The 21,337-nt window shown below is 70.8% G+C and carries 18 protein-coding genes; 5 read left to right on the plus strand and 13 right to left on the minus strand.

All coding sequences use genetic code 11. The features are described from left to right. Nucleotides 1-30: 30 nt before the first annotated feature. Nucleotides 31-948, minus strand: a complete 918-nt coding sequence (gene dapA / locus ACIBKY_RS19650; RefSeq protein WP_397098066.1) for a 4-hydroxy-tetrahydrodipicolinate synthase — start codon at nt 946-948, stop codon at nt 31-33. Nucleotides 949-1,978: 1,030 nt separating this feature from the next. Here dapA and ACIBKY_RS19655 point away from each other — a divergent pair. From ACIBKY_RS19655 to ACIBKY_RS19665, 3 genes are all read left to right on the plus strand, one after another. Continuing rightward, on the plus strand, nt 1,979-2,695 hold the full coding sequence (locus tag ACIBKY_RS19655; protein WP_397098067.1) for a GntR family transcriptional regulator: 717 nt from the start codon (nt 1,979-1,981) through the stop codon (nt 2,693-2,695). A 112-nt stretch (nt 2,696-2,807) separates the two neighbouring features. Then, a complete protein-coding gene (locus tag ACIBKY_RS19660) occupies nt 2,808-5,837 on the plus strand; it encodes a glycosyl hydrolase family 95 catalytic domain-containing protein (protein ID WP_397098068.1) in 3,030 nt (1,009 codons plus the stop codon). A gap of 33 nt (nt 5,838-5,870) precedes the next feature. After that, complete coding sequence (locus tag ACIBKY_RS19665) at nt 5,871-6,530, plus strand: RadC family protein (RefSeq protein ID WP_397098069.1); 660 nt, start codon at nt 5,871-5,873, stop codon at nt 6,528-6,530. A gap of 702 nt (nt 6,531-7,232) precedes the next feature. Here the strand turns inward: ACIBKY_RS19665 and ACIBKY_RS19670 are convergent. From ACIBKY_RS19670 to asnB, 12 genes are read right to left on the minus strand one after another with little or no spacing between them, the layout of a single operon-like run. Continuing rightward, nucleotides 7,233-8,240, minus strand: a complete 1,008-nt coding sequence (locus ACIBKY_RS19670; protein ID WP_397098070.1) for a methyltransferase — start codon at nt 8,238-8,240, stop codon at nt 7,233-7,235. Between the two features lie 10 nt (nt 8,241-8,250). Then, on the minus strand, nt 8,251-8,910 hold the full coding sequence (locus ACIBKY_RS19675) for a class I SAM-dependent methyltransferase (RefSeq protein ID WP_397098071.1): 660 nt from the start codon (nt 8,908-8,910) through the stop codon (nt 8,251-8,253). After that, nucleotides 8,907-10,397 carry an acetyl/propionyl/methylcrotonyl-CoA carboxylase subunit alpha gene (locus ACIBKY_RS19680; RefSeq protein WP_397098072.1) on the minus strand — a complete coding sequence of 497 codons (1,491 nt, stop codon included), beginning with the start codon at nt 10,395-10,397 and terminating at the stop codon, nt 8,907-8,909. Before ACIBKY_RS19680 ends, ACIBKY_RS19675 begins: the two co-directional genes overlap by 4 nt. Before the next feature lie 11 nt (nt 10,398-10,408). Beyond that, entirely contained in the window at nt 10,409-10,879 is a 471-nt protein-coding gene (locus ACIBKY_RS19685) for an acetyl-CoA carboxylase biotin carboxyl carrier protein (protein ID WP_379618214.1), read from the minus strand. A gap of 4 nt (nt 10,880-10,883) precedes the next feature. Further along, nucleotides 10,884-12,518: an acetyl-CoA carboxylase carboxyltransferase subunit alpha gene (locus ACIBKY_RS19690; RefSeq protein WP_397098073.1), complete on the minus strand. Its 1,635-nt coding sequence runs from the start codon at nt 12,516-12,518 to the stop codon at nt 10,884-10,886. A gap of 9 nt (nt 12,519-12,527) precedes the next feature. After that, on the minus strand, nt 12,528-13,103 hold the full coding sequence (locus tag ACIBKY_RS19695) for an antibiotic biosynthesis monooxygenase family protein (RefSeq protein WP_397098074.1): 576 nt from the start codon (nt 13,101-13,103) through the stop codon (nt 12,528-12,530). After that, nucleotides 13,100-13,564, minus strand: a complete 465-nt coding sequence (locus tag ACIBKY_RS19700) for an anthrone oxygenase family protein (protein WP_397098075.1) — start codon at nt 13,562-13,564, stop codon at nt 13,100-13,102. Before ACIBKY_RS19700 ends, ACIBKY_RS19695 begins: the two co-directional genes overlap by 4 nt. A gap of 4 nt (nt 13,565-13,568) precedes the next feature. Next, entirely contained in the window at nt 13,569-14,021 is a 453-nt protein-coding gene (locus ACIBKY_RS19705; protein WP_184966885.1) for an SRPBCC family protein, read from the minus strand. A 2-nt stretch (nt 14,022-14,023) separates the two neighbouring features. Next, the gene (locus ACIBKY_RS19710; RefSeq protein WP_397098076.1) at nt 14,024-14,347 is read right to left on the minus strand and encodes a TcmI family type II polyketide cyclase; all 324 of its coding nucleotides are present in this window, start codon (nt 14,345-14,347) and stop codon (nt 14,024-14,026) included. Then, entirely contained in the window at nt 14,344-15,462 is a 1,119-nt protein-coding gene (locus ACIBKY_RS19715; RefSeq protein ID WP_397098077.1) for a PLP-dependent aminotransferase family protein, read from the minus strand. Before ACIBKY_RS19715 ends, ACIBKY_RS19710 begins: the two co-directional genes overlap by 4 nt. Continuing rightward, nucleotides 15,459-16,583: an enduracididine biosynthesis enzyme MppP gene (mppP, locus tag ACIBKY_RS19720; protein WP_397098078.1), complete on the minus strand. Its 1,125-nt coding sequence runs from the start codon at nt 16,581-16,583 to the stop codon at nt 15,459-15,461. Before mppP ends, ACIBKY_RS19715 begins: the two co-directional genes overlap by 4 nt. A gap of 19 nt (nt 16,584-16,602) precedes the next feature. After that, the gene (gene asnB / locus ACIBKY_RS19725) at nt 16,603-18,444 is read right to left on the minus strand and encodes an asparagine synthase (glutamine-hydrolyzing) (protein WP_397098079.1); all 1,842 of its coding nucleotides are present in this window, start codon (nt 18,442-18,444) and stop codon (nt 16,603-16,605) included. A gap of 191 nt (nt 18,445-18,635) precedes the next feature. Between asnB and ACIBKY_RS19730 the strand changes: the two genes are divergently transcribed. Beyond that, nucleotides 18,636-19,385, plus strand: coding sequence for an ABC transporter ATP-binding protein (locus ACIBKY_RS19730; RefSeq protein ID WP_379618196.1), 750 nt, complete (start codon nt 18,636-18,638; stop codon nt 19,383-19,385). Continuing rightward, nucleotides 19,382-21,331 carry an FtsX-like permease family protein gene (locus tag ACIBKY_RS19735; protein ID WP_397098080.1) on the plus strand — a complete coding sequence of 650 codons (1,950 nt, stop codon included), beginning with the start codon at nt 19,382-19,384 and terminating at the stop codon, nt 21,329-21,331. Before ACIBKY_RS19730 ends, ACIBKY_RS19735 begins: the two co-directional genes overlap by 4 nt. The last annotated feature ends 6 nt before the right edge of the window (nt 21,332-21,337 follow it).

The raw sequence follows: 21,337 nt of genomic DNA on the forward strand, positions 1-21,337 counted from the left end.
GTTCGCAAAACTTCCTTGTCCTCCCCGTTCCTATGTATCTGTCAACTTCACTCCGCCGGCCACCAGGCAGGCCCGCAGCTCGGCGATCTGCCTGTCGTCCGCTTCCACGAGCGGCAGCCGTACCGGGCCCACGGGCATACCGACCAGGCCGAGAGCGGCCTTGGCCATGATCGCCCCGCCGGCGCGCAGCATGATGCCGTCGACCACCGGAATCAACTGGCGGTGGATGGCGCGCGCTTGCTCGGCGTGGTTGTTCCGGAACAGCTGGATCATCTTGGCCAGCTCCGCGCCGACCACGTGCCCGACCACGCTCACGAACCCGGCCGCGCCCACCGACAGCCACGGCAGGTTGAGCAGGTCATCCCCCGAATAGAAGGCCAGGTCGGTGGCGAGCATCACCTGACCGGCGGCGAACATGTCGCCCTTGGCGTCCTTCACCGCGACGATGCGCTCGTGTTGCGCCAGACGGATCAGCGTCTCGGTGGCGATCGGAACCCCGCTGCGGCCCGGGATGTCGTAAAGCATCACCGGCAGCTGGGTCGAATCCGCCACCTGCGAGAAGTGTCGGTAGAGCCCCTCCTGCGGAGGCTTGTTGTAGTACGGCGTGACGACGAGCAGCCCGTGGGCGCCCGCCCGCTCCGCCGCCTTGGCCAGCTCGATGCTGTGGTGAGTGTCATTGGTGCCCGCTCCGGCAACAACGGTCGCCCGATCACCCACGGTTTCCAGCACCGCCTCCAGGATGCGAGTTTTCTCCTCATCCGAGGTGGTGGGGCTCTCGCCGGTCGTCCCACTGACGATCAGGCCGTCATTGCGCTGCTCATCAACCAGGTAGGTCGCGAGCCGCCGCACAGCGGCATAGTCGACGGCGCCGTCCCGAGTGAACGGCGTGACCATCGCGGTCAGCATGCGACCGAAGGGGGCGTCGGTGGTTCCATTGGGCGAAGCCATAGTGCGAACGCTACCTGGATTCCCCAAACGCCACCGACAGCGCCACCCCGATAGTGGCCTCTGCTGGGGTTTGAGGTCTATCCGTTACGCCAGCGTGTGCTCTCCCTGACGTCCCCACTGCACCCATATGTTACGGCAAAGCCAAGTGACCCCCTCCCACCGCCGCGAGCGCGCCCCGATCGTCCGCACGCTTCTCACGTCGGACGTGGTACCCGCCGTAACGACGCCCCTGACCCAGCCAAGTGGTTCACCGCCACCCAGAGGCACACCCTTGTCCGTACCCCTTCGAGCAAGACGACCGCACCCGGTCTGGCCTGATCTGGTTGGGCTTGGCGCAGTTCGGGTCTCGCAGGGCTGGACATTGGCTGAGGCCGGGCCTGGGCGCTGCCGAGCCAGCTCCTCTGCGAGAGCGGAACCCCTACCCGCCGTTGTGCCCGTAACCACAGACCACAGACCACAGACCACAGACCACAGACCACAGACCACAGACCACAGACCACAGACCACAGACCACAGCGAGAGGTTGCCCGTAACCAGACCTCGCGGTGTGCAGTCCGAGCCCACCGCCGGTGGACATCACCGCCCACGACCAGGAGCAGGTTCTGACATGACTGGCGCGTCGTTCACACGACTTCGCCGAATCCGCAGGTCCTGGCCTGATGCCGTCTACCTGCTGGTGCAAGCGACCCTGGACCGGTTCCGGTGCCGGGTCAGGGGTTGCGGATGGTGGTGGATGTTTGTGGCCAGGACGGGGGTGGTTACCGGGGGCCCGTATCGCCACATGTGGGGTTTCGGCAGCGCGTCCGGTCGTGTCCTGGAAATGGAAGAGGTCGCCGATATGTGCTCGGGGGTACACACATCGACGACCTCTAACGGAGAATCGGTCACCCTTACACCCGCGTTACAGGGTTTCGCGGACAATTTTCCGCCATCGCAAAGTTGGTACTCCAACACTCGGCGATGACGGATGGTTACCTGCCGAATACGGCAACATGGGGCAACGCCTCACACGAACCCCAGGGATGCACTAGTGGCCACCTCTGATCCGGTCTACCTGCGCGTCGTCGAAGACATTCGGCGGCAGATCAACGACGGCACCCTCCTCCCCGGCGCGCCCATCCCCTCACGGGCGCAACTCACCCGTAAATACCAGGTCGGCGAGACCGCGGCGCGTCACGCGCTGCGCGTGCTGGCCGCCGAAGGTCTCATCATCGGCCGCGTGGGCTCCGGCCATTACGTACGGGAACAGCCGGAGCTGTCCCCGCTGCACCGTTGGCGATTTCTCGACCACCCGGCCCCTTTCGCCGCCGACCTGCAGTCGCAGGGCAGGCGTGTGACCTGGGACTGGCACAGCGAGCCCGCCGAAGCCGGGCCGGACATCGCCCGGCGGCTGCGCGTCGACGAGTCCGTGACGGTCTCGCGTACCCGATATGTCTTCCGCGGCGACGGCAAACCGCTGCAGCTGGCCACCTCGTATGAGCCGATCGAGTTCGCGGCCCACTCGGAGGACGAACGGCGCAGCCTGGTGACCCGGATGTCAGCACACGGCATCAAGATCACGGAGATTGTGGAAAGCGTGTGCACGCGCGTGCCGCGCCCTACGGAGAGTGACGCTCTGGACCTCCCGGCCGGGGTACACGTTCTCCACGTCGAACGGACTCACTGGGCCGGCGACCGCCCGGTCGAGACGAGCGACATCGTGATCCCCGGCGACCGATTCCAGGTGGTGTACAGCATGCCCATGTAATTCATCGGACGTTCCTTCCGATCAAGTCTGGATTCGACCGTAATCTCTGGTTATCGTCACGGCAATACCTCCGATGTATGGAGCGCCGATGAGTCCAAGGATGCTGGCGGGAATGACCATGGTCGCGGTGATGCTGGTGGTGCCTCCGGCGGGGGCAGACATTCGGGCCGAAGGCGCCCCGGCACACGAAGGCCCGGCACACGAAGACCCGCAAACCGACGGACCGCCCACCGGCGACGCCATGACCCGCGCGGCCCTTTCCCAGCAGGGCGGAACAGCGCGGAGAGCGCCCGGAGAGCTGACGGCTCAGGGGTCCACCACGGTGGCGCGGCCCGGCACCGAAGCAGAGCCCACGGGTGCCGCACGGTCGGAGTCCGCCGAGGTCCGGGCAGGTCACGGGCCTCCAGTTGATGCGGTAGTCCAGCAGGCTTCCGGCCCGGTGGTGGCCCAGCGATCTTCTGAATCGGCGAACTTCCAGAAGGCTGCTGTGGGTGCGGAGCCGTACACGCTGTGGTTCGACGAGCCGGCGCCCGACTCCAACAGCGGGTGGGAGCAGCGGTCGTTGCCGATTGGCAACGGGGCGCTGGGGGCGACGGTGTTCGGTGGGGTGGCGGCCGAGCGGCTGCAGTTCAACGAGAAGACCTTATGGACCGGTGGGCCGGGGGTCAGCGACTACAACTACGGCAATTGGGACACTCTGCGGCCAGGAGCGCTTGAGGGCATTCGCGAACGTATCTGGAAAGAGGGCGGGGTCAGGCCCGAGGACGTGCTGGCCGCGTTGGGGCACAAGTCCGACTCGCCACGCCATCGGCGCTTCGGTGCCTATCAGAGCTTTGGAGACCTCCGGCTGACCTTCACCCAGCCACCCACAGCTCCGGACAGCCCGTCCGAGCGACCCGCCTCCAGCCCGATGACCGCTGGTCCGTCGGGCTCTGGGTCGAGCTTGAGCTCAGGCTCGAGCTTGAGCTCAGGCTCGAGCTTGGGCTTGGGCTCCGGTTCGGGTTTGGGCTCTGGTGCGGGCTCTGGCTCTGGCTTGGGTTCGGGCTCCGGTTCGGGTTCGGGCTCTGGCTTGGGCTTGGGCTCGGGTTCGGGCTCCGGCTTGGGCTTGGGCTCGGGTTCGGGCTCCGGTTCGGGTTCGGGCTCGACAGCTTCGGGGTCAACCGCCCCTGGTCTGGCCCGGGGTTCCGGCGGTTCGGGGCCAGCGGAAGCCTCCGGATACCGCCGCTACCTCGACATCTCCCAAGCAGTAGCAGGAGTCTCCTACACCTCGGCGGGCGTCCATTTCACCCGGGAGTATTTCGCCTCCGCCCCTGCAGGCGTGATCGTGGGCCGTCTGTCGGCGAGCGCACCAGGTCAGCTGTCGTTCAAGGCCGAGATCTCCACCCCGGCCAACCGCACCAGAACCGCCACGGCCGCCGACGGCCGCGTCACGGTCAAAGGCGCCCTGGCCAGCAACGGCATGCGGTACGAGACCCAACTCCACGTGGTCAACCGGGGCGGAAGCCGTACCGATGGGGCGGATGGGTCGGTGACGGTCACCGGTGCGGACGAGGTGGTGCTGATTCTCGGTGCGGGCACCGACTATGTCGCTAAATATCCGATGTATCGGGGTGATGACCCTCAGGCCAAGGTCACCGCCCAGGTGGATCGCGCGGTCAGACTGGGGTATGACGGGCTGCTCAAGAGGCATCAGGCCGACTATCGGGGGCTGTTCGACCGGATGAGGGTGGAGTTGGGCGGGGTGATGCCGGCCGTACCGACGGACGAGCTTCTTGCCTCCTACGGCGCCGCACCTCAGGCGGATCGCGCGCTTGAGCAGCTCTACTACCAGTTCGGGCGATATCTGCTGATCTCGTCCTCCCGGCCGGGATCGCTGCCCGCCAATCTGCAGGGTGTCTGGAATGTCCATGAGGCGCCCCCATGGCAGGCCGACTACCACGTCAACATCAACCTGCAGATGAACTACTGGCCTGCCGAGATGACCAATCTCGGTGAGACGTTCGAGCCGTTTGCCAGCTATGTCGATGGGCTGCGCGAGCCCGGACGGGTGACGGCGCGGCAGATGTACGGCGCGGATGGGTTCGTCGCGCACCATGCCTCGAACATCTTCGGCCACACGGGCGCTTGGGACCATCCCGCCTATTTCTTCCCGGAGTCCGGCGCGTGGCTGGCGGGTCAGTTGTACCACCACTACCGATTCACCCGCGACCGCGCCTTCCTGAAGAAGACCGCCTACCCGGTCATGAAGGACGCCGCGCGCTTCTGGCTCGATTTCCTGCAGACCGACCCGCGCGACGGCAAGCTCGTCGCCATCCCCAGCCGCTCGCCCGAACTCGGCCCGTCGGTGGCGGGAGCGTCGATGTCACAGGAGATCTTGTGGCAACTGTTCACCGAGGTCAGGGAGGCCGCGCTGCTGACCGGCGACCCGGCGTTCGCGGCGAAGGCCCACCAGGTACTCAAGACGCTCGATCCCGGTCTGCGCATCGGAAAGTGGGGCCAGCTTCAGGAATGGAAGGAAGACCTCGACAACCCGGAGGAGACGCACCGCCACGTCTCTCATCTGTACGCGCTTCATCCGGGACGCCAGATCTCCCCCCGAACCACTCCGGAGTTCGCGGAGGCCGCCAAGGTCTCGCTGAACGCTCGTACCGATGCGGGGACCGGCTGGAGCAAAGCCTGGAAAATCAACTTCTGGGCACGTCTGCTCGATGGCGACCGGGCCCACAAACTGCTCGGTGACCAGCTCAGAACCAGCACCCTCCCCAACCTGTGGGATACGCATCCGCCGTTCCAGATCGACGGAAATTTCGGTGCGACGGCGGGAATGACGGAGATGCTCCTCCAGTCCCATCTGGATGCCCTTGACCTGCTCCCCGCCCTTCCCGCCGCCTGGGCCGACGGCTCCGTGGACGGCCTGCGGGCGCGCGGCGCGTACACGGTGGGACTGACCTGGAAGGGTGGCAAGCCATCCGAGGTACGGCTTCGCGCCGATAAAGCGGGGTTGGCGACGCTACGGCATGACATGTTCCGCATGCCGGTACGCGTCTACCAGAACGGCCGTCCGGTGGCCGCCGTCCGCCATGGCGACACGCTGCTCATCACCGCCAAATTCGGTGCGAACTATCGCATCGTGCCCGCATGAATACTGTCGGTGGCGGTTGATAGAAAAGTTCTCGTGCTAGTCAACGACCTGCCCGCTCACGAACGGCCGCGCGAGCGCCTCATGGCGTCCGGCGGCGCCGCCCTCGCCGACCGTGAACTGCTCGCCGTGCTGCTCGGGTCCGGGTTCCGCGGGGCCGGGGCCGTCGAGCTCGCCGCGCGGGTCATCGAGCACTGCGGTGACCTCGGCGAACTCGCCCGCGCCGAGCCTCACCGCCTGCTCGCCGTCCGGGGCGTGGGTCCCGCGAAGGCCGCACGCGTAGCGGCCGCCTTCCATCTCGTACGGCGGGCGCAGGCCGGGCCGGAGCGGGTCAGGGTCACCGGGAGCTCCGACCTGGCCGAGGTCACCGCGCCGTTGCTCCGCGGGCACACGCGCGAACGGCTCGCGATCGTGGTGTGCGACGGGCAGGGCGGCATCCTGCGGCGTACCGTCCTGACGGAAGGCGGGGCCGACCATACACCGTTCCCGGTCCGCGAGATCATCACTACCGTGCTCACCATGGGCGGCGCCGCGTTCGGGGTCGCCCACAACCACCCGGCCGGCACCCTCACCCCCAGCCACGCCGATCTGACCGCCACGACCCGCCTGGCAGAGGCCGCCGACACCGTGGGCCTGCGCCTCCTCGACCACCTGATCATCACCGACACCGCCTGGCGCCGCATCCCCACCCCATAGCCGCGCTTTGCCTTCGGGTACGGCTGGGCGGGTTGTTGCCCGGAGTTGCATTTGCACGGGAGGGCGGTGGGGAGCCGGGGTTGGGTGGGCCGAGTGCCGGGGACAGCCGGGAGCCACGGTGGCCAGGGGCCGGGGTCGAAAGGGTCGGGGGCCGTGCGCGTTGCGCCGGGAGCCACCGGGCACCGTCTCGCCGACGCGGCGCCGGACAAGCATGGGCACGGGGCCGCACGAAGGGGTGGGCCGGGCGGGGGTGGTCGGGGTGGGGGCCGGGCTTGGGTGGTGGGAGTTGGGGTGGGCCGGGCTTGGGTGGTGGGGGTCGGGGTGCGGGGCAGCGGGCAGGGCGTGGGTGGCAGGGCGTGGGTGGAGGACCGGGGGGAGGGAGCGGGCGTGGGTGGAGGGGTGGGGTGGAGGACCCGGGGGGTGGGCCAGGCTTGGGTGGTGGGAGGCGAGGGGGGCGCTGGGCGCGGGTGATTGGGGTGGGGCCGGGCTTGCGCGTTGGGGTCGGGCTTAGGTGGAGGGGGTCGGGGTGGGCGGGGTGGGGCGGAGGAGCGGGTGGAGGGAATCGAGCGTGGGTGGTGGGCATCGGGGTGGGCGGGGCTTGGGTGGTGGGGGGTTGGGGTGGGGGCGGGCGTGGGTGGTGGAGGGGTGGAGGGGTGGGGGCGCCGGGGGACCCTTGGGGTCGGGCCCGGCGCCGGGTGGTGGTTAGAGGGGCTTGCGGCCGATCAGGAGTGTGGTGAGTTCGTTCAGGGCCACCGGTCTGTCCACCTGGAACCCCACCTCACGCAGCCACCCCTCCCCCTGCGCGATCGTGTACTCCGACGAGCCGCTGAGCAGCGCCATGTTCAAGCTCATCAGCAACCCGAACGCCGACTCCTCCCGCTTGTCGTCGATCATGCTGTCGTAGATGAGCAGCGCGCCGCCCGCGGGCAGGTGGTCGTAGGCACGCTGGATGATCTGGCGGCGCTGGGACTCGACCCAGTCGTGGAGCACGTGCCCGATCACGTACACCTCGGTCTCGGGCAGCGGGTCGCTGAAGAAGCTGCCGGCCTGGAAGCGGACTCGGGTGCCGAGGTCGGTCGAGGCCACCAGTTCGTCGAACAGCGGGTTGAGGGGGGCCAGGTCGAAGGTGACGCCCTCCAGGTGGGGGTGGGCGGCGGCGATGCGGGTGGTGAGCATGCCGCGGCAGCCGCCGAGGTCGGCGAAGGACTTCACCGAGGACCAGTCGAACTTTTCGGAGATGGGGCGGCCGAGGAGGGTGGCGTAGCCGTCCATGCCTTCGGCGAAGGAGCGGGTGCGCTGGGGGGTGGCGTACAGGGCGGGCATGGGGTCGTCGACCTTGGCGCCGTGGGCCAGGTTGGCGGCGGTCTTGAGGAAGGAGGTCAGGTCGCCCCACGCGGGGTAGAGGCGGCGCTGGTTGAGGGCGAGAAAGCCGCCGATGTACTCGGGGGCGCCGGGGGTGAGGTACGCCCTGGCGGCGGCGGTCGGGCCGTAGCCGGCGGCGTCGCGGGTGAGCAGGCGCATGGCGACGAGCGCGTCGAGGAAGTCGCCGGCGACGTTCTGGTGGAGGCCGAGGTCGTCGCGCAGGCGCTCGTAGGGGACGGGGCCGTCGGCGACCTTGGAGAAGACGCCGAGTTCTACGGCGGCGTAGAGGGCCTGGGCCTCGTAGAAGCCGGTGGCCGTCTTGATCAGAGAAGCTGCGGTCAGCGTCATGAGCTGTCTCCTAGTCCTTGGTGAAGCAGAGGATGAAGGCGTCGCCGCGGGTGCTCGGCGTGTAGGCGGTGGTGGCATAGGCGTGGTACGGCTGCCGCTCGACGACCACGCGGTCGAAGAAACGCAGGTAGCGTTCGAGGATGGTGGCGGCGGACGCGGTGCAGGTGGCGGCGTCGGGCACGTCGCCGTCGAGGGAGAACATGGGCACGAAGGTGCCGCCGGGGCGCAGCGCGCGCACCACCTTGGGCATGAACGCGTCGAGCCTGGCCCGGTCCTCGAAGATGGCCTTGGGCAGTTCGGGGTCGAAGAAGACGCCGTCGAAGCTTTCGGGCCGGAGGGTCTCGACGTAGTCGAAGAAGTCGGCTTCGACGATCTCCAGGGTGGCGGGCACGTCGGGGTTGGCCTCGCGGAACAGCTCGATGACCTTGGGGTGCTTCTCGACGACGGTGTGCCGGTAGGTGTCGGCGCGCCCGGCGATGCGCAGGGCGGAGTAGCCGAGCCCGAGGCCGACCTCCAGGAACTCGCCGCCGCGCTCGCACAGCAGGTCTGCCGAGCGCCACATGAGGGAACGTTCCCAGCCCTGCATGGCCTGGACTTCGCCGATGTAGAGCGTCACCTCTCCTTTCTCGTCGCGGACGAGGTTGATCTCGGTATCCGGCAGGGTCGTCATGTCTCTCCCTTGCTGAGGTGGTCGGTGAGGCCGGTGGTGAGGTGGTCGGTGAGGTCGGTGGTGGGGCCGGTGGTGAGGTGGTCGGTGAGGCCGGTGGTGAGGTGGTCGGTGAGGTCGGTGGTGGGGCCGGTGGTGAGGTGGTCGGTGAGGTCGGTGGTGGGGCCGCTGGTGAGGTGGTCGATGAAGCCGGTGGTGTGGGCGCCTTTGCGGAAGACGGGGGTGGCGAGCACGTCGCGCAGGAAGGCGGTGTTGGTGCGCAGTCCCGGCCCGGACACGCGCAGCTCGGACAGCGCCCGGTCCATGCGGTCGATGGCCTGGTCCCGGTCGGCGCCCCAGGTGACGATCTTGGCGATCATGGGGTCGTAGTCGGGCGGGATGCGGGTTCCGGCCCGCACGTGGGTGTCCACGCGGACGAACGGGCCGCCGGGCGGCGTGAACTCCTCGATGAGGCCGGGGGCGGGGGCGAAGTTCCGCTCGGGGTCTTCGGCGTTGATGCGGCATTCGAGCGCCGCGCCCCGCCGTACGACGTCTTCCTGCCGGAACGGCAGAGGGTGGCCCGAGGCGACGGCGAGTTGCTCGCTGACCAGGTCGAGGCCGGTGACCAGTTCGGTGACGGGGTGTTCGACCTGGATGCGGCAGTTGGTCTCGATGAAGAAGTAGTCGCCGGTGTCGTCGTCGACGAGGAACTCGAAGGTGCCGAGCCCGCGGTAGCCGATGGCGCGGGCGCCGCTGAGCGCGGCCTGGGCCATCCGCTCGGCGAGCTCGGGCGCGACGGCGGGCGAGGGGGTCTCCTCCAGCAGCTTCTGACGGCGCCGCTGGGTGGAGCAGTCGCGTTCGCCCAGGTGTACGGCGTTGCCGTGCGCATCGCAGAGCACCTGGATCTCCACGTGGTGCGCGGCCCGCAGGTAGCGCTCCAGGCAGACCCGGTCGTCGCCGAACAGGAGCTGGGCCTCGGCCCGCACCCGCCGGTAGGAGCCGGAGAAGTCGTCGCCGGAGTACACGATCGCCATGCCGCGCCCGCCGCCCCCGGCCACGGCCTTGATGACGACCGGGTAGCCGACCTCGTCGGCGAGCCGGCGGCCTTCGTCCTCCTCGACCGCGTGCAGGCTGCCGGGCAGTACCGGCACCCCGGCCGCGCTCATGGTGGCGCGGGCGGCGGCCTTGTCGCCCATGGCTTCGATGACGTCGGCGGACGGGCCGATGAACGTCAGCCCGTACTCCTCGCAGATGCGGGCGAACTCCGCGTCCTCCGACAGGAATCCGTAGCCGGGGTGCACGGCGTCGGCGCCGGACTGCAGGGCGGCCTCGATGAGGGCGGCGGCGTTGAGGTAGCTGCGCCGGGCCGGGCCGGGGCCGATCCTGATGGTCTGGTCGGCCCAGTCGGGCGGCGCGTCGGCCGCGGAGTGCACGGCGACGGTCCTGATGCCGAGCTCCCGGCAGGTACGCCCCACCCGTAGCGCGATCTCGCCCCGGTTGGCGATCAACACGGTGCCGAACATCATCGCGCCCCGGGGAAGAGGGTGTCGCAGGCCGAGGAGTCGCCGGGCGCGATGACCACGAGCGGCTGGTCGTACTCGACCGGTGCCGCGTCGGCCGCGGGGATCTCGACGACGCGGCCGGGGGCCTCGGCGACGATCGGGTTCATGAGCTTCATCGACTCGACGATCCCGATCTGCTGGCCGACTTCGACGGTGTCGCCGACGGAGACGTACGGCGCCGCCCCCGGCTCGGGCGCCCGGTAGAAGGTGCCGACGAGCGGGGCCCGCACCTGGATGTGACCGTCGTCGGGAAGCGGCGGGTCCACCGTGGTGGTCACCACGGCGGGGAAGCCGTCGCTCCAGGTCAGCTCGGCGCTGGCCAGCCCGTGCGAGATCTTGAGCGTGGCCGGCGGATGCGGCAGCAGGGAGACCAGTCTGGTCGCCGCCTCGCACAGCGTGTCGAAGTCGCTGTCGTTGGGGAGCTCGGTCATGGATTCACCTCCGGGTGAGTTCTGGGACGCCGAAGCGCCGGAACCGGTCGCGGCGCTGCCGTACCAGTTCGGGGCCGGACAGCGGGAGCAGTTCGGCGAAGGCGGCGCGGACGGCGGCGCCGAGCAGGGCGGCGGCCTTGGCGGGGTCGGTGTGCGCACCCCCGTCGGGCTCCTCGACGACCGCGTCCACCACGCGCAGCCGCAGCAGTTCGCCCGCCTCGACCCTGAGCGCGGCGGCGGCACGCGGCGCCTCCGCGGCGCTCTTCCACAGGATCGAGGCGCACCCCTCGGGGGTGATCACGGAGTACCAGGCGTTGGCGCTGATGAGGACGCGGTTGGCGACGGCGAGCGCGAGCGCGCCGCCGCTGCCGCCCTCGCCGGTGACGACGGTGACGACGGGCACGGTGAGCTGGGCCATGAGCCGCTGGCTCTCGGCGATGGCCAGCGCCTGGCCGCGTTCCTCGGCCGACAGGCCGGGGTAGGCGCCGGGCGTGTCGACGAGGGTCAGGACGGGCAGGCCGAGCTTGTCGGCCAGGCGCATCAGCCGGCCGGCCATCCGGTAGCCCTCGGGTGAGGGCATGCCGAAGTTGGAGGCCGTGCGGTCGCGGGTGGTGTGGCCCTTCTGGTGGCCGATGAGCATCAGCGGGAGGCCGTCGAGGCGGCCGATGCCGGCCACGATCGACGGGGAGTCGCCGAAGACCCGGTCGCCGTGCAGGCGCAGGAAGTCGTCGAGGATGAGGCCGGCGTAGTCGGCGGTGGTGGGGCGGCCGGTCTCGCGCGCCAGCCGTACCACGTCCCAGGGCTCGCGCGACGGCGGGACGAACGGCGCGGGAGACTCGAAATCCGGCGAAAATCTAACAGAACCACAAGCCGATACCAGCGACGACAGCGTCGCGCGCAGCCCGGAACGCGGCACGATCGCGTCGACCATCCCGTGCTCCAGCAGAAACTCGGCCGTCTGGAAGCCTTCCGGCAGCTCCTGCCTGATCGTCTGCTGGATGACCCGGGGCCCGGCGAAGCCGAGCCGCGCCCCCGGCTCGATGAGGATGACGTCGGCCAGCGTCGCGAACGAGGCGGCCACCCCGCCGAAGGTGGGATCGGCGACCACCGAGACCGACAGGACCCCGGCCGCGTCCAGACCGGCGAAGGCCTGGGCGGTCTTGGCCATCTGCATGAGCGCGATCACGCCCTCCTGCATGCGGGCGCCGCCCGAGGCGGTCACGGTGACCAGCGGCGCCCGCTCGGCCGCCGCGGTCTCGGCGGCGAGGGTGACGAGCTCTCCGACGGCGGCGCCGAGGCTGCCGCCGAGAAAGCGGAAGTCCATGACGACCAGCACGACGGGCCGGCCGCCGATCGTCCCCCGGCCGCCGATGGCGGCCTCGTCGAGGCCGGTCGCCGTCCGCGCCGCCGCGATCCTGTCCGGGTACGGCACCGCGTCGACGAACCCCAGCGGGTCCTCCACCACCTCCGGCGTCTCGAAGGGCCGGAACGAGCCCGGGTCGAGCAGCTGCTCCACCCGCTGCCCTGCGGTGACGGGGTGATGGCACCCGCACTCGGGGCAGACGCCCAGCGCCCTGCCGAACCGGCGGTGATGGATCATCGCCTGGCAGCGCCGGCAGCGGATCCACCTCTCCTCCACAACTTCCTCCTAGAACGCCGAGACCACGGTGAAGGTCTCGTAGGGCTGCTCGCGGGCGGTGTCGAGGTAGGGGCGCAGCGGGCTGGTGTGGCGGTGGCTGCTGCTGTGCACCCAGTCCTGAAGGTGCTGGGCGCTCTCCCAGTAGCTGGTGACGGCCATGGTGGTCTCGTTCACCTGGGAGTGCAGGAGCTCGTTGCCGAGCATGCCGGGGGTGCCGACGAGCTGCTCGCTGATCTGCTGGTACGTCTTCGACAGCGGCTGCACCTCCTCCTTCGGCACGCGGTACCAGAGGATGACCCGGACCCGCTCGTGGGCGGTCGGCATGGTGGCCATGGAGCCTCCTGTTCGGTAAGGGGCCAGCCGCGCGCGGTTGTCGACGTGCGCGGGGCTGAGTTCGAATTGCCGGAACGCGGACTCGTCGGTCCAGTCGGTGATCACGTAGTAGGCGTCCTCGCCGCGCAGCAGGCTCTGCCCCCGGTTGGCGGGGTGGGCGGCGATGCCCTCGGCGACCTCGCGCCAGGTGCGCTCGAAGGCGTCCTCCTGGCCGGGCCGTACCTGGATGTCGAGCAGCACGCGGAAGGTCACAGCGTGTACACCGCCATGGCCTCGACGTTGCCGAGGAAGACCAGCACCGTGATGACGGTCCTGACCATGTTCCACTTGCCGAAGGCGGGACGAGGGTCGCGCTGCGACCAGTCGGCGGGCAGGTCGTCGGGGTCGAGCCGCATGACCCGCTTCTTCAGCACGGCGTTGCGGGTCGCGGAGATCACGATGACCGCGACCAGCGCCGCGATGAGCGTACCGAGCAGGTATCGCGCGCCCTTGGTGGGCGCGACCAGCAGCAGGTAGACGTCGCACGCCAGCACGCCGACCACCATGATCGGCCCGAGCGGGTCGAACCGGGGCGACCAGTACTGGTGCAGCCGCACGTACTCGCCGGCGGGCAGGCGGCTCATCCAGGGCACGCCGCCGATCGCCGACCACAGGAGCATGCCCGCGACCAGGCCGCTCAGCGCGATGGAGATCTGTGAGACCAGGACGCCCATCGGCTCAGCCCGCCGCCTGCTCGACCAGGCCCTTGATCCGCTTCATCTGGACAGCGGTGTTGGTGTTGAGGCGCTCGCGCATGGCGGCGTCGTCCACCGGGGAGACGGGCTTCATCTCGAAGTCCTGGACCCAGCGCATGCGTACCTGGCCGGGCGCGGTCTCGGTGTACTCCCAGAAGAGGTTCATGTACTTGAACCAGCCGGTCTCGACCCGGTGGGCGCGTACGGTCCTGGTCTCGGGGTCGGAGGTGCGCTCGGAGACCCAGCTCCACTTGTTGCCCTGCGGGTCGGGGTGCATGGTGAGCCGGAACCTGATCGTGTGACCGTCGCGGGCGAGGATCTCGGTGGCGGCGTACTCGCTGAACAGCTCGGGCCACGACTCGACGTCGTTGGTCATCTTCCAGACCAGGTCGAGCGGGGCGGCGATGTCGATGGCGTTGTCGGTGTGGCCGGCCATGATCAGGCCTCCCAGTGGTAGAAGGGCGTGGCCATGGCGTCCTTGGGCTCACGCCAGTTCGGGTCGTAGGGCGAGATGAACTCGCTGAGGCCGGTGTTGAGCTCCTTGTAGAGCTCCGTGCTCCTGGCCTTGTAGAGCCCGTCGGTGATGTCCTCGCCGGCCTCGACCAGGTGGAAGTAGAGGTCGTGGAAGCGGAACAGCGTGCGTCGCGAGGCCCCGATGAGGTGGGGCAGCTCGGAGGCGTCCGACTTGGCGAAGAGGGCGGCGACGGCGTCGGCGTTCGCCGCGTCCATCTTCGCCACGATGAGCGTTCGCTGCATGGTCATCCCTTCTGGTGTTGGGTCAGCCGGCGGCCGGCCTGGAAGAGGGTGTCCGGGGGGTTGAAGCTGTAGCTCAGGCGTACGGCGGGCGTCGGCGGCCGGCCGAACCGCGAGCCCGCGGCCACCCGGATCCCGGCCCGCGAGGCGGCGGCCAGCATGTGTTCCTCGCTGGCACCGCGCACCCACAGGAAGAACCCGCCGTGCGGCGGCCGTGCGAAGCAGGCCGTGCCCAGGCCCTTGACCAGGGCGTCGCGGCGCGCGCCCAGTTCCTTGCGGAGCATGGTGAGCCTGGTGTCGTAGCCGCCGTCCTCGATGAGGGTGGTGACGGCCAGCGAGGCCAGGTGGTTGAGCCCGCCGCCGCTGGACAACAGCCCGCTGGCGGCGGCGGAGGCCACCATGGGCGGCGCGGCCAGCATCCAGCCGAGTCGCAGCCCCGGCCCGAGCGTCTTGGCGAACGAGCAGAGCCTGACCACTCCCTCGTAGCCGGCCAGCGCGGCCATCGGCGCCGGCATGGTCAGCTCGTCCAGGCACAGCTCGGCGTAGGCGTCGTCCTCCACGACGAGGACGTCGTGCTCGCGGGCCACGTCCAGCAGCGCCAGCCGCCGCTCCTCCCCCACCAGCCGCCCGGTCGGGTTGTGGAAGGTCGGGATCAGGTAGGCGAACGCGATCCGCCTGCCCACGGCGCGGTGCCTGCGGATGGCGGCGGCCAGCGCGTCCGGTTCCGGTCCCGCCTCGTCGGCGGCGAACGGGGCCAGGCGCAGCCCTCGGTCGGTGAAGATCTGCTTGCCGTAGTCGTAGGCGGTCGGCTCGCACAGGACCACGTCACCCGGCTCGGCCAGCGTGGTGGCCAGCATGTGCAGGGCGTGGGAGGTGCCCGCGGTGATCAGGATGTGCTCGGGTCCGCAGCCGGCGCGTTCGGCGAGGGCCTCGCGCAGGGGCTGGACGCCCTGGTTCTCGCCGTAGGAGAGGGCGGCGGGGCCGTACCGGGAGAAGGCCTTGTCGTAGGCGGCGGCGAGCAGGTCCACGGGCAGCAGGGCGGGGTCGAGGTAGCCGGGGGCCAGGTCGGTGATCCCGGGCGGTGCGACGTCCTGCACGATTCCGGTACGCCAGTACGGGCTCACCCCGCGGCCAGCAGGACGGCGCGCAGTTCTTCCGCCGCGGCGCGGATGGAGCTGTGCGGCCTGGCCAGTGCGATGCGCAGGGAGCGGTCGCCCCGGGCGGGCTCGGCCCAGTGGAACTGGGTGCAGGGCAGCGCGTAGACCTGACGCTTGTGCAGTTCGTCCCAGATGTCGTCGCAGCGCAGGTGGCCGAGGTCGACCCGCTCCACGCTGACGCGGCTGTCGGGGTCGGGGAAGCTGACGCCGGGCACGTCGCCCAGGACGCCACGAACGATCGCGCGGCCTTCGGCGATGAAGGCGTGCAGGTCGGACAGGCCGCCGTTGGCCGCGTCCTCGGCGAAGTGCTCGACGAGGGTCAGGATGAACGGCGAGACGCCGAGCAGGATGTCGGAGTAGATCTTGGGGATCGGCAGGCCGATGTTGCGGCTGTAGGCCAGCAGGCCGACCTTGAGGTCGAGCGTCGCCCAGAGCTTGCCGGTGTCCTCGATGACGACCCACCGGCAGCCGCTGGCCTCCAGCACCGCGTAGTGGTCGTAGTGAGCGCGGGTGTCGAAGCCGCGGAAGGAGGTGTCCAGGGCCAGCACGACGTCGCGCTCCCTGCACACCTCGGCCACCTCGGCCAGCCGCCGGGCCGACAGCACCCGGCCGGTCGGGTTGTTGGGCGTGGTGATGAAGACGCACCCCACCCCCTCCGGTACGGCCAGCGCCGGGTCCCCGGTGTGCAGCGGCTCCTCTTCGACCGGCACCAGCCGCAGCCCCACGCCGCGCAGGATGTCGGGGATGTTGTCGAAGGTCGGATGCACCAGCCCGACCGCGTCCGACGTCGTCACCAGCGACCTGGCCAGGATCTCCATGGCCACGGACGAGGCGTAGCAGCTGAGCACCGCGTTGTCGCCCACGGGGTAGCGGTGCTGGCCGAGCAGCTGGAAGAAGGTCCGGTGGGCGGTCCTTTCCAGGTCGGCGATCGGCTGCAGCGCGGCCTTCTGGAAGAGCGTGGACAGCTCGTCGATGATGCGCTGCTGGCCGTCGCTGAGCTCCTGGCGGGCGTGGCCGTCGGCCACGTTCAGCTGGCTGTCGAGAGCCAGGATTTCGAGTTCGGTGAGGTTGACATTGCTCGAGATCATCTCTACGCCCCGTCGTGTTCTACCGGGAAATCCGGATGCTGTGCTGGTCAAGCCATTGGTTGATCTGCAGGACCGACTCCATGTCGGTCAGGTCGCGCCACGCCCGCTTGGGCTCGATCGGCGACTCCAGCAGTGCCCTGGCCCTGCCGGTGTCGATGAGCGGCAGGACGGGGGCGCCGGAGTCGTCGAGGAGCCGGCCGAGCTCCGACTTCAGCAGCGGCGCGTACCCCGGGTCACGGCCGGTGGGGAACTGGCTGGGCCCCCGCTCCAGGACGGAGGCGGGCAGCAGGTCGGCGACGGCCGCCCTGAGCAGGCTCTTGGGCTTGCCGTCGAAGGTCTTCATCGCCCACGGCACGTTGAAGAGGTACTCGACGAGCCGGTGGTCGCAGAACGGCCAGCGCAGCTCCAGCCCGCCGGCCAGGCTGACGCCGTCGTCGAGCGCGCAGCCGAACTCCTGCCACCCCTGCAGGTGCAGGTAGTAGATCTCGCGCATGCGCCGCTCGTCCGGGTCCTCCCCCTCCAGGTACGGCATGCCGGCCAGGTCCTCGCGGTACCGGTCGGCGCAGTAGCCGGGCACGTCGAGCTCCTTGAGCAGGTCGGGCGCGAACAGCCCGGTGCCGAGCCCGTCGGGCGGCAGGTGGTGGGCGGTGGCGGCGACCCACGGGTAGGTCTGGGCGGCGACGACCTCGGGCCGGTCCATGCCCATGAAGGAGGCGAAGACGGTGTCGGCCTGCTCGCCGGCCAGTACGACGCTGACTTTCTCGCTGACGCGCCTGGCCAGTGCCCGCAGGGACGCGGGGAACTGGGGCGCGGCGACCGGCAGGTCCTGCTGGGCGGCGACCGCGGTGCGCCGCAGCACCGGGTCGGTGACGGCGACGCCGTCCAGTTCGACGAACTCGTGCTCGGAGCCGATGTGCGCGGCCACCTCGCGGGCGTAGGGCGCGTCCTCGCTCGCCCGCATCGGCCCGGGGCCGCCCGCGGCGCCGCCGGGGTAGCCGACGGTGAACGTGCGCAGCGGCCCGTCGCCCCGATCCGCCAGGGTCTTGGCGGCGATCGCGGCGACCGTGCTGGAGTCGAGGCCGCCGGACAGCAGCACGCCCACGGGGACGTCGGCGTCGAGCTGCTGGGCCACCGAGTGTTCGAGCAGCTCGCGGACGCGGGCCACGGTGGTCTCGTGGTCGTCGGTGTGCGGTCTGGCCGCCAGTCGCCAGTAGAGGTGCTCGTGGACGCCGGAGCGGCTGACGGTGACGACCTCGCCGGGCCGTACGCGCCGCATGCCCTTGACCGGGCTGCGGCCGACACTGCTGGTGAAGGCGAGCAGCTCGCGCAGGCCGTCGAGGTCGGCCACCCGCTCGACGAGCGGGTGGGCGAGCACGCCCTTCGGCTCCGAGGCGAAGACGACGCCGGAGACGGTCGGGTAGTAGAACATCGGCTTGACGCCCATGCGGTCGCGGACCAGCAGCAGCCGCTCGCGGCCGGTGTCCCAGATCGCGAAGGCGAACATGCCGTCCAGGTGCTCGGGGCAGCGCTCGCCCCACTCCAGGTAGGCGTGCAGCAGCACCTCGGTGTCGCTGCGGGTGGCGAACGTGTGGCCGAGCGCCTTCAGCTCGGCCCGTAGCGCGTCGTGGTTGTAGATCTCGCCGTCGAAGGCGAGGACGGCGCCGCCGTGCGCCATGGGCTGGGCGCCGCCGCCCAGGTCGAGCGCGGCTCTGCGCCGGTGGCCGAGCACGGCGCGCGAGGAGGCCCACAGGCCCTCGCCGTCCGAGCCGCGCCACGCGAGCGCGCCGAGCTGCGCCAGCACGATGTTGCGGTCCAATGCGAGATCACGGTGGAAATCCACCCATCCTGCGATGCCGGCCATCCGCCAGTTCCTCCGCGCGATTCGGGGACGCTTGCCCCGGTATGGTGGCAACCCGGTTTCGGCGCGGCCTGTAGCCGTGATCCAGACGGGAGCCAGCCCGCTTGGTCTAGGCGGTGGTAGTGCTGACACCACCCCGGGATCTCTCGTCGCCACCCGGGTCTTTCGCGCCCGATCTCGGTTGACTGGGACCCATGACAGAGACCGCCACCGTGACGACGGACGCCGTACGCCTGATCGACCTCTCCCGCGTCTACGGCGAGGCACCGAACGAGGTCGCCGCGCTGCGCGGGGTCAGCACCACCTTCCCCGCCCGCTCCTTCACCGCGATCATGGGCCCGTCGGGCTCCGGCAAGTCCACGCTGCTGCAGTGCACCGCCGGGCTCGACCAGCCGACCGGCGGGAAGGTGCTCATCGGCGGCGCCGACCTGGGCGAGCTCAACGAGCGCCAGCGCACCGAGCTGCGCCGTGACCGCCTGGGCTTCGTCTTCCAGTCCTTCAACCTCATCGCCTCGCTGACCGCCGCCCAGAACGTGGCGCTGCCGATCCGCCTGTCGGGCCGCCGCCCGCCGCGCGCGTGGATCCGCGAGGTGCTCACGCTGGTCGGCCTCGGCGAGCGCATGGGTCACCGCCCGGCGGAGCTGTCCGGCGGGCAGCAGCAGCGTGTGGCCATCGCCCGCGCCATCGCCGCACAGCCCGAGGTGATCTTCGCCGACGAGCCCACCGGCGCCCTCGACAGCAAGTCCGGCCGCGAGGTGCTGGCGCTGCTGCGCCGCCTGGTCGACGAGCGCGGCGACACCGTGGTGATGGTGACGCACGACCCGTTCGCCGCCTCCCACGCCGACCGCGTGCTCTTCCTGTCCGACGGCCTCCTGGTGGACGAGCTGCGTCAGCCCAGCTCCCGCACGGTCGCCGCCCGCCTGGCCGAACTGGAGGCGGCGTGACCACCATCTCCGCCCTGCCCGCGCGGCCGGGCGTACGCACCCGCACGCTGCTGTCGGTCGCCTGGCGCACCCTGCGCAGCCGCGTCTCCGGGTTCGCGGGCGCGGTGATCGCGCTCGCCCTGGGCGTCGCCTTCGCGGGCGGCGCGACCTCGATGCTGGCCTCCGGCTCCGCCCTCCCGCCCGAGACCCCCGAGGCGGTACGGCGGGCCGTGTCGGAATCCGGCGCGCTGCTGGTCATGCTGGCCGTGATCGGCGCCTTCGTCACCGTCTTCGTGGTGGCCGGGACCTTCGCCTTCATCGTCGCCCAGCGGCGCAAGGAACTGGCCGTGCTGCGCACCGTCGGCGCCGCGCCCCAGCAGGTGCGGTGGATGGTGCTGGCCGAGTCGGCGTTCGCCGCGATCCTGGCCTCCACGCTGGGCGTGCTGCTGGCCGGGCCGCTCATGGCCGCGATGGCGGCGCTGCTGCGCTCGCAGGAACTCCTGCCCGCCGCCTTCACCCCGAGCCTGTCGCCGGGCGCGCTGGCCGGCTGCTTCGCCGCCGGGGTGCTGGTGGGCCTGGTCGCCACGGTGGCCGCCGCCCGGCGGGCCGCCGCCGTCCGGCCCGTCGAGGCGCTGCGCGCCGCGGCCCTGGCCGACCAGCCGATCGGCAAGGGCCGCTGGCTGGGCGGGCTGGCCGCGCTGGCGGCCGGCGGCGGCATGCTGGCCCTGGTGCCGGTGGCGCCGCCGGACGGGCGGATGCCGCTGACGATGTTCGTCTCGATGCCGCTGGTGATCGGCTTCGCGCTGCTGTCGCCGGTCTTCGCCGCCTGGACCAGCGCGCTGGTGGCCGCGCCGCTGACCCGCCTGACCGCCGCCACCGGCGAGCTGGCCAGGGAGAACGTGCGGATGGCGGCCCGGCGTACCGCGGCCACCGCCGCGCCGGTGCTCATCACGGTCGGGCTGGCCGGGTCGCTGCTCGGCGGCACCACGCTGCTGGGCGAGGCGATGGCCGCCGACGCCGAGCAGGTGTGGCGCTCCGACCTGGTCGTGTCCGGCGCCGGGAGCGCCGAGGCGGCCCGGTGGCTGGGTGGGCGGGCCGGGGTGGGCGCGGCCGTACCGGTGACGTCGGGTCAGGTGGAGGTGCACGCCAACCGCACCACCCGCACGGTGCCCGCGCAGGGCGTGGACCCGGCCGGGATCGGCCAGGTCATGAACCTCACCAAGGTCGAGGGCAGCCTGGAGGCACTGCGCGAGGGCGCGGTCGCGGCCGATCGGCGCCAGGCCTCGGCGCTCGGCTGGCGGCTCGGTGAGAAGGTCGAGTTGCGGCTGGCGGGAGGGGTGAAGGCCACGCCTCGGCTGGCCGCGCTCTACGAGGGCTCCCCGCTGGGCGGCGGGCTGCTCGTGCCGCCGGGCATGCTCAAGGGCGCGGACGCGGGCTGGAGCGCCGTGCACGTGTCCGCCGACCGGCCCGCGGCGATCCGCGCCGAGCTGGAGAAGCGCTGGCCCAAGCTGAAGGTGTTCGACACCGTGGAGATCATGACCATGGTGAGCGGGGCCCGGCAGGAGGGCATGCGCATCGGGGCCATCGCGCTGGCCGGGTTCGCCGTGGCGTACACGCTGATCGCGGTGGCCAACACCTCGGCGTTGTCGTTCGGGGCGCGCCGCGGGGAGTTCGCGCGGCTGCTGTTCCTGGGGGCGCGGCGGGCTCAGGTGCTGCGGATGGCGCTGTGGGAGGCGTTGTGCGTGGCCGCCACGGGCGTGCTGCTCGGTGGCGCGGTCACCGTGGTGGCGGTGCTGGGGCTGCGCGGCGTGCTGGGCGGGCTCGGGCTTGAGGTGCCCACCGCGTTCCCCTGGACCGAGGCGGGGCTGGTGGCGCTGGCCTGCGCGCTGGTCGTGGTGGTCTCCGCGCTCGTGCCCACGGCGCTGCTGCTGCGCCGCCGTACCTCCGTCGCCGAGGCGGCGGTCTAGCGGGCG

Origin of the sequence: Nonomuraea sp. NPDC050394 (genome assembly GCF_044459065.1) — a bacterium.
Taxonomy (GTDB): Bacteria; Actinomycetota; Actinomycetes; order Streptosporangiales; family Streptosporangiaceae; genus Nonomuraea.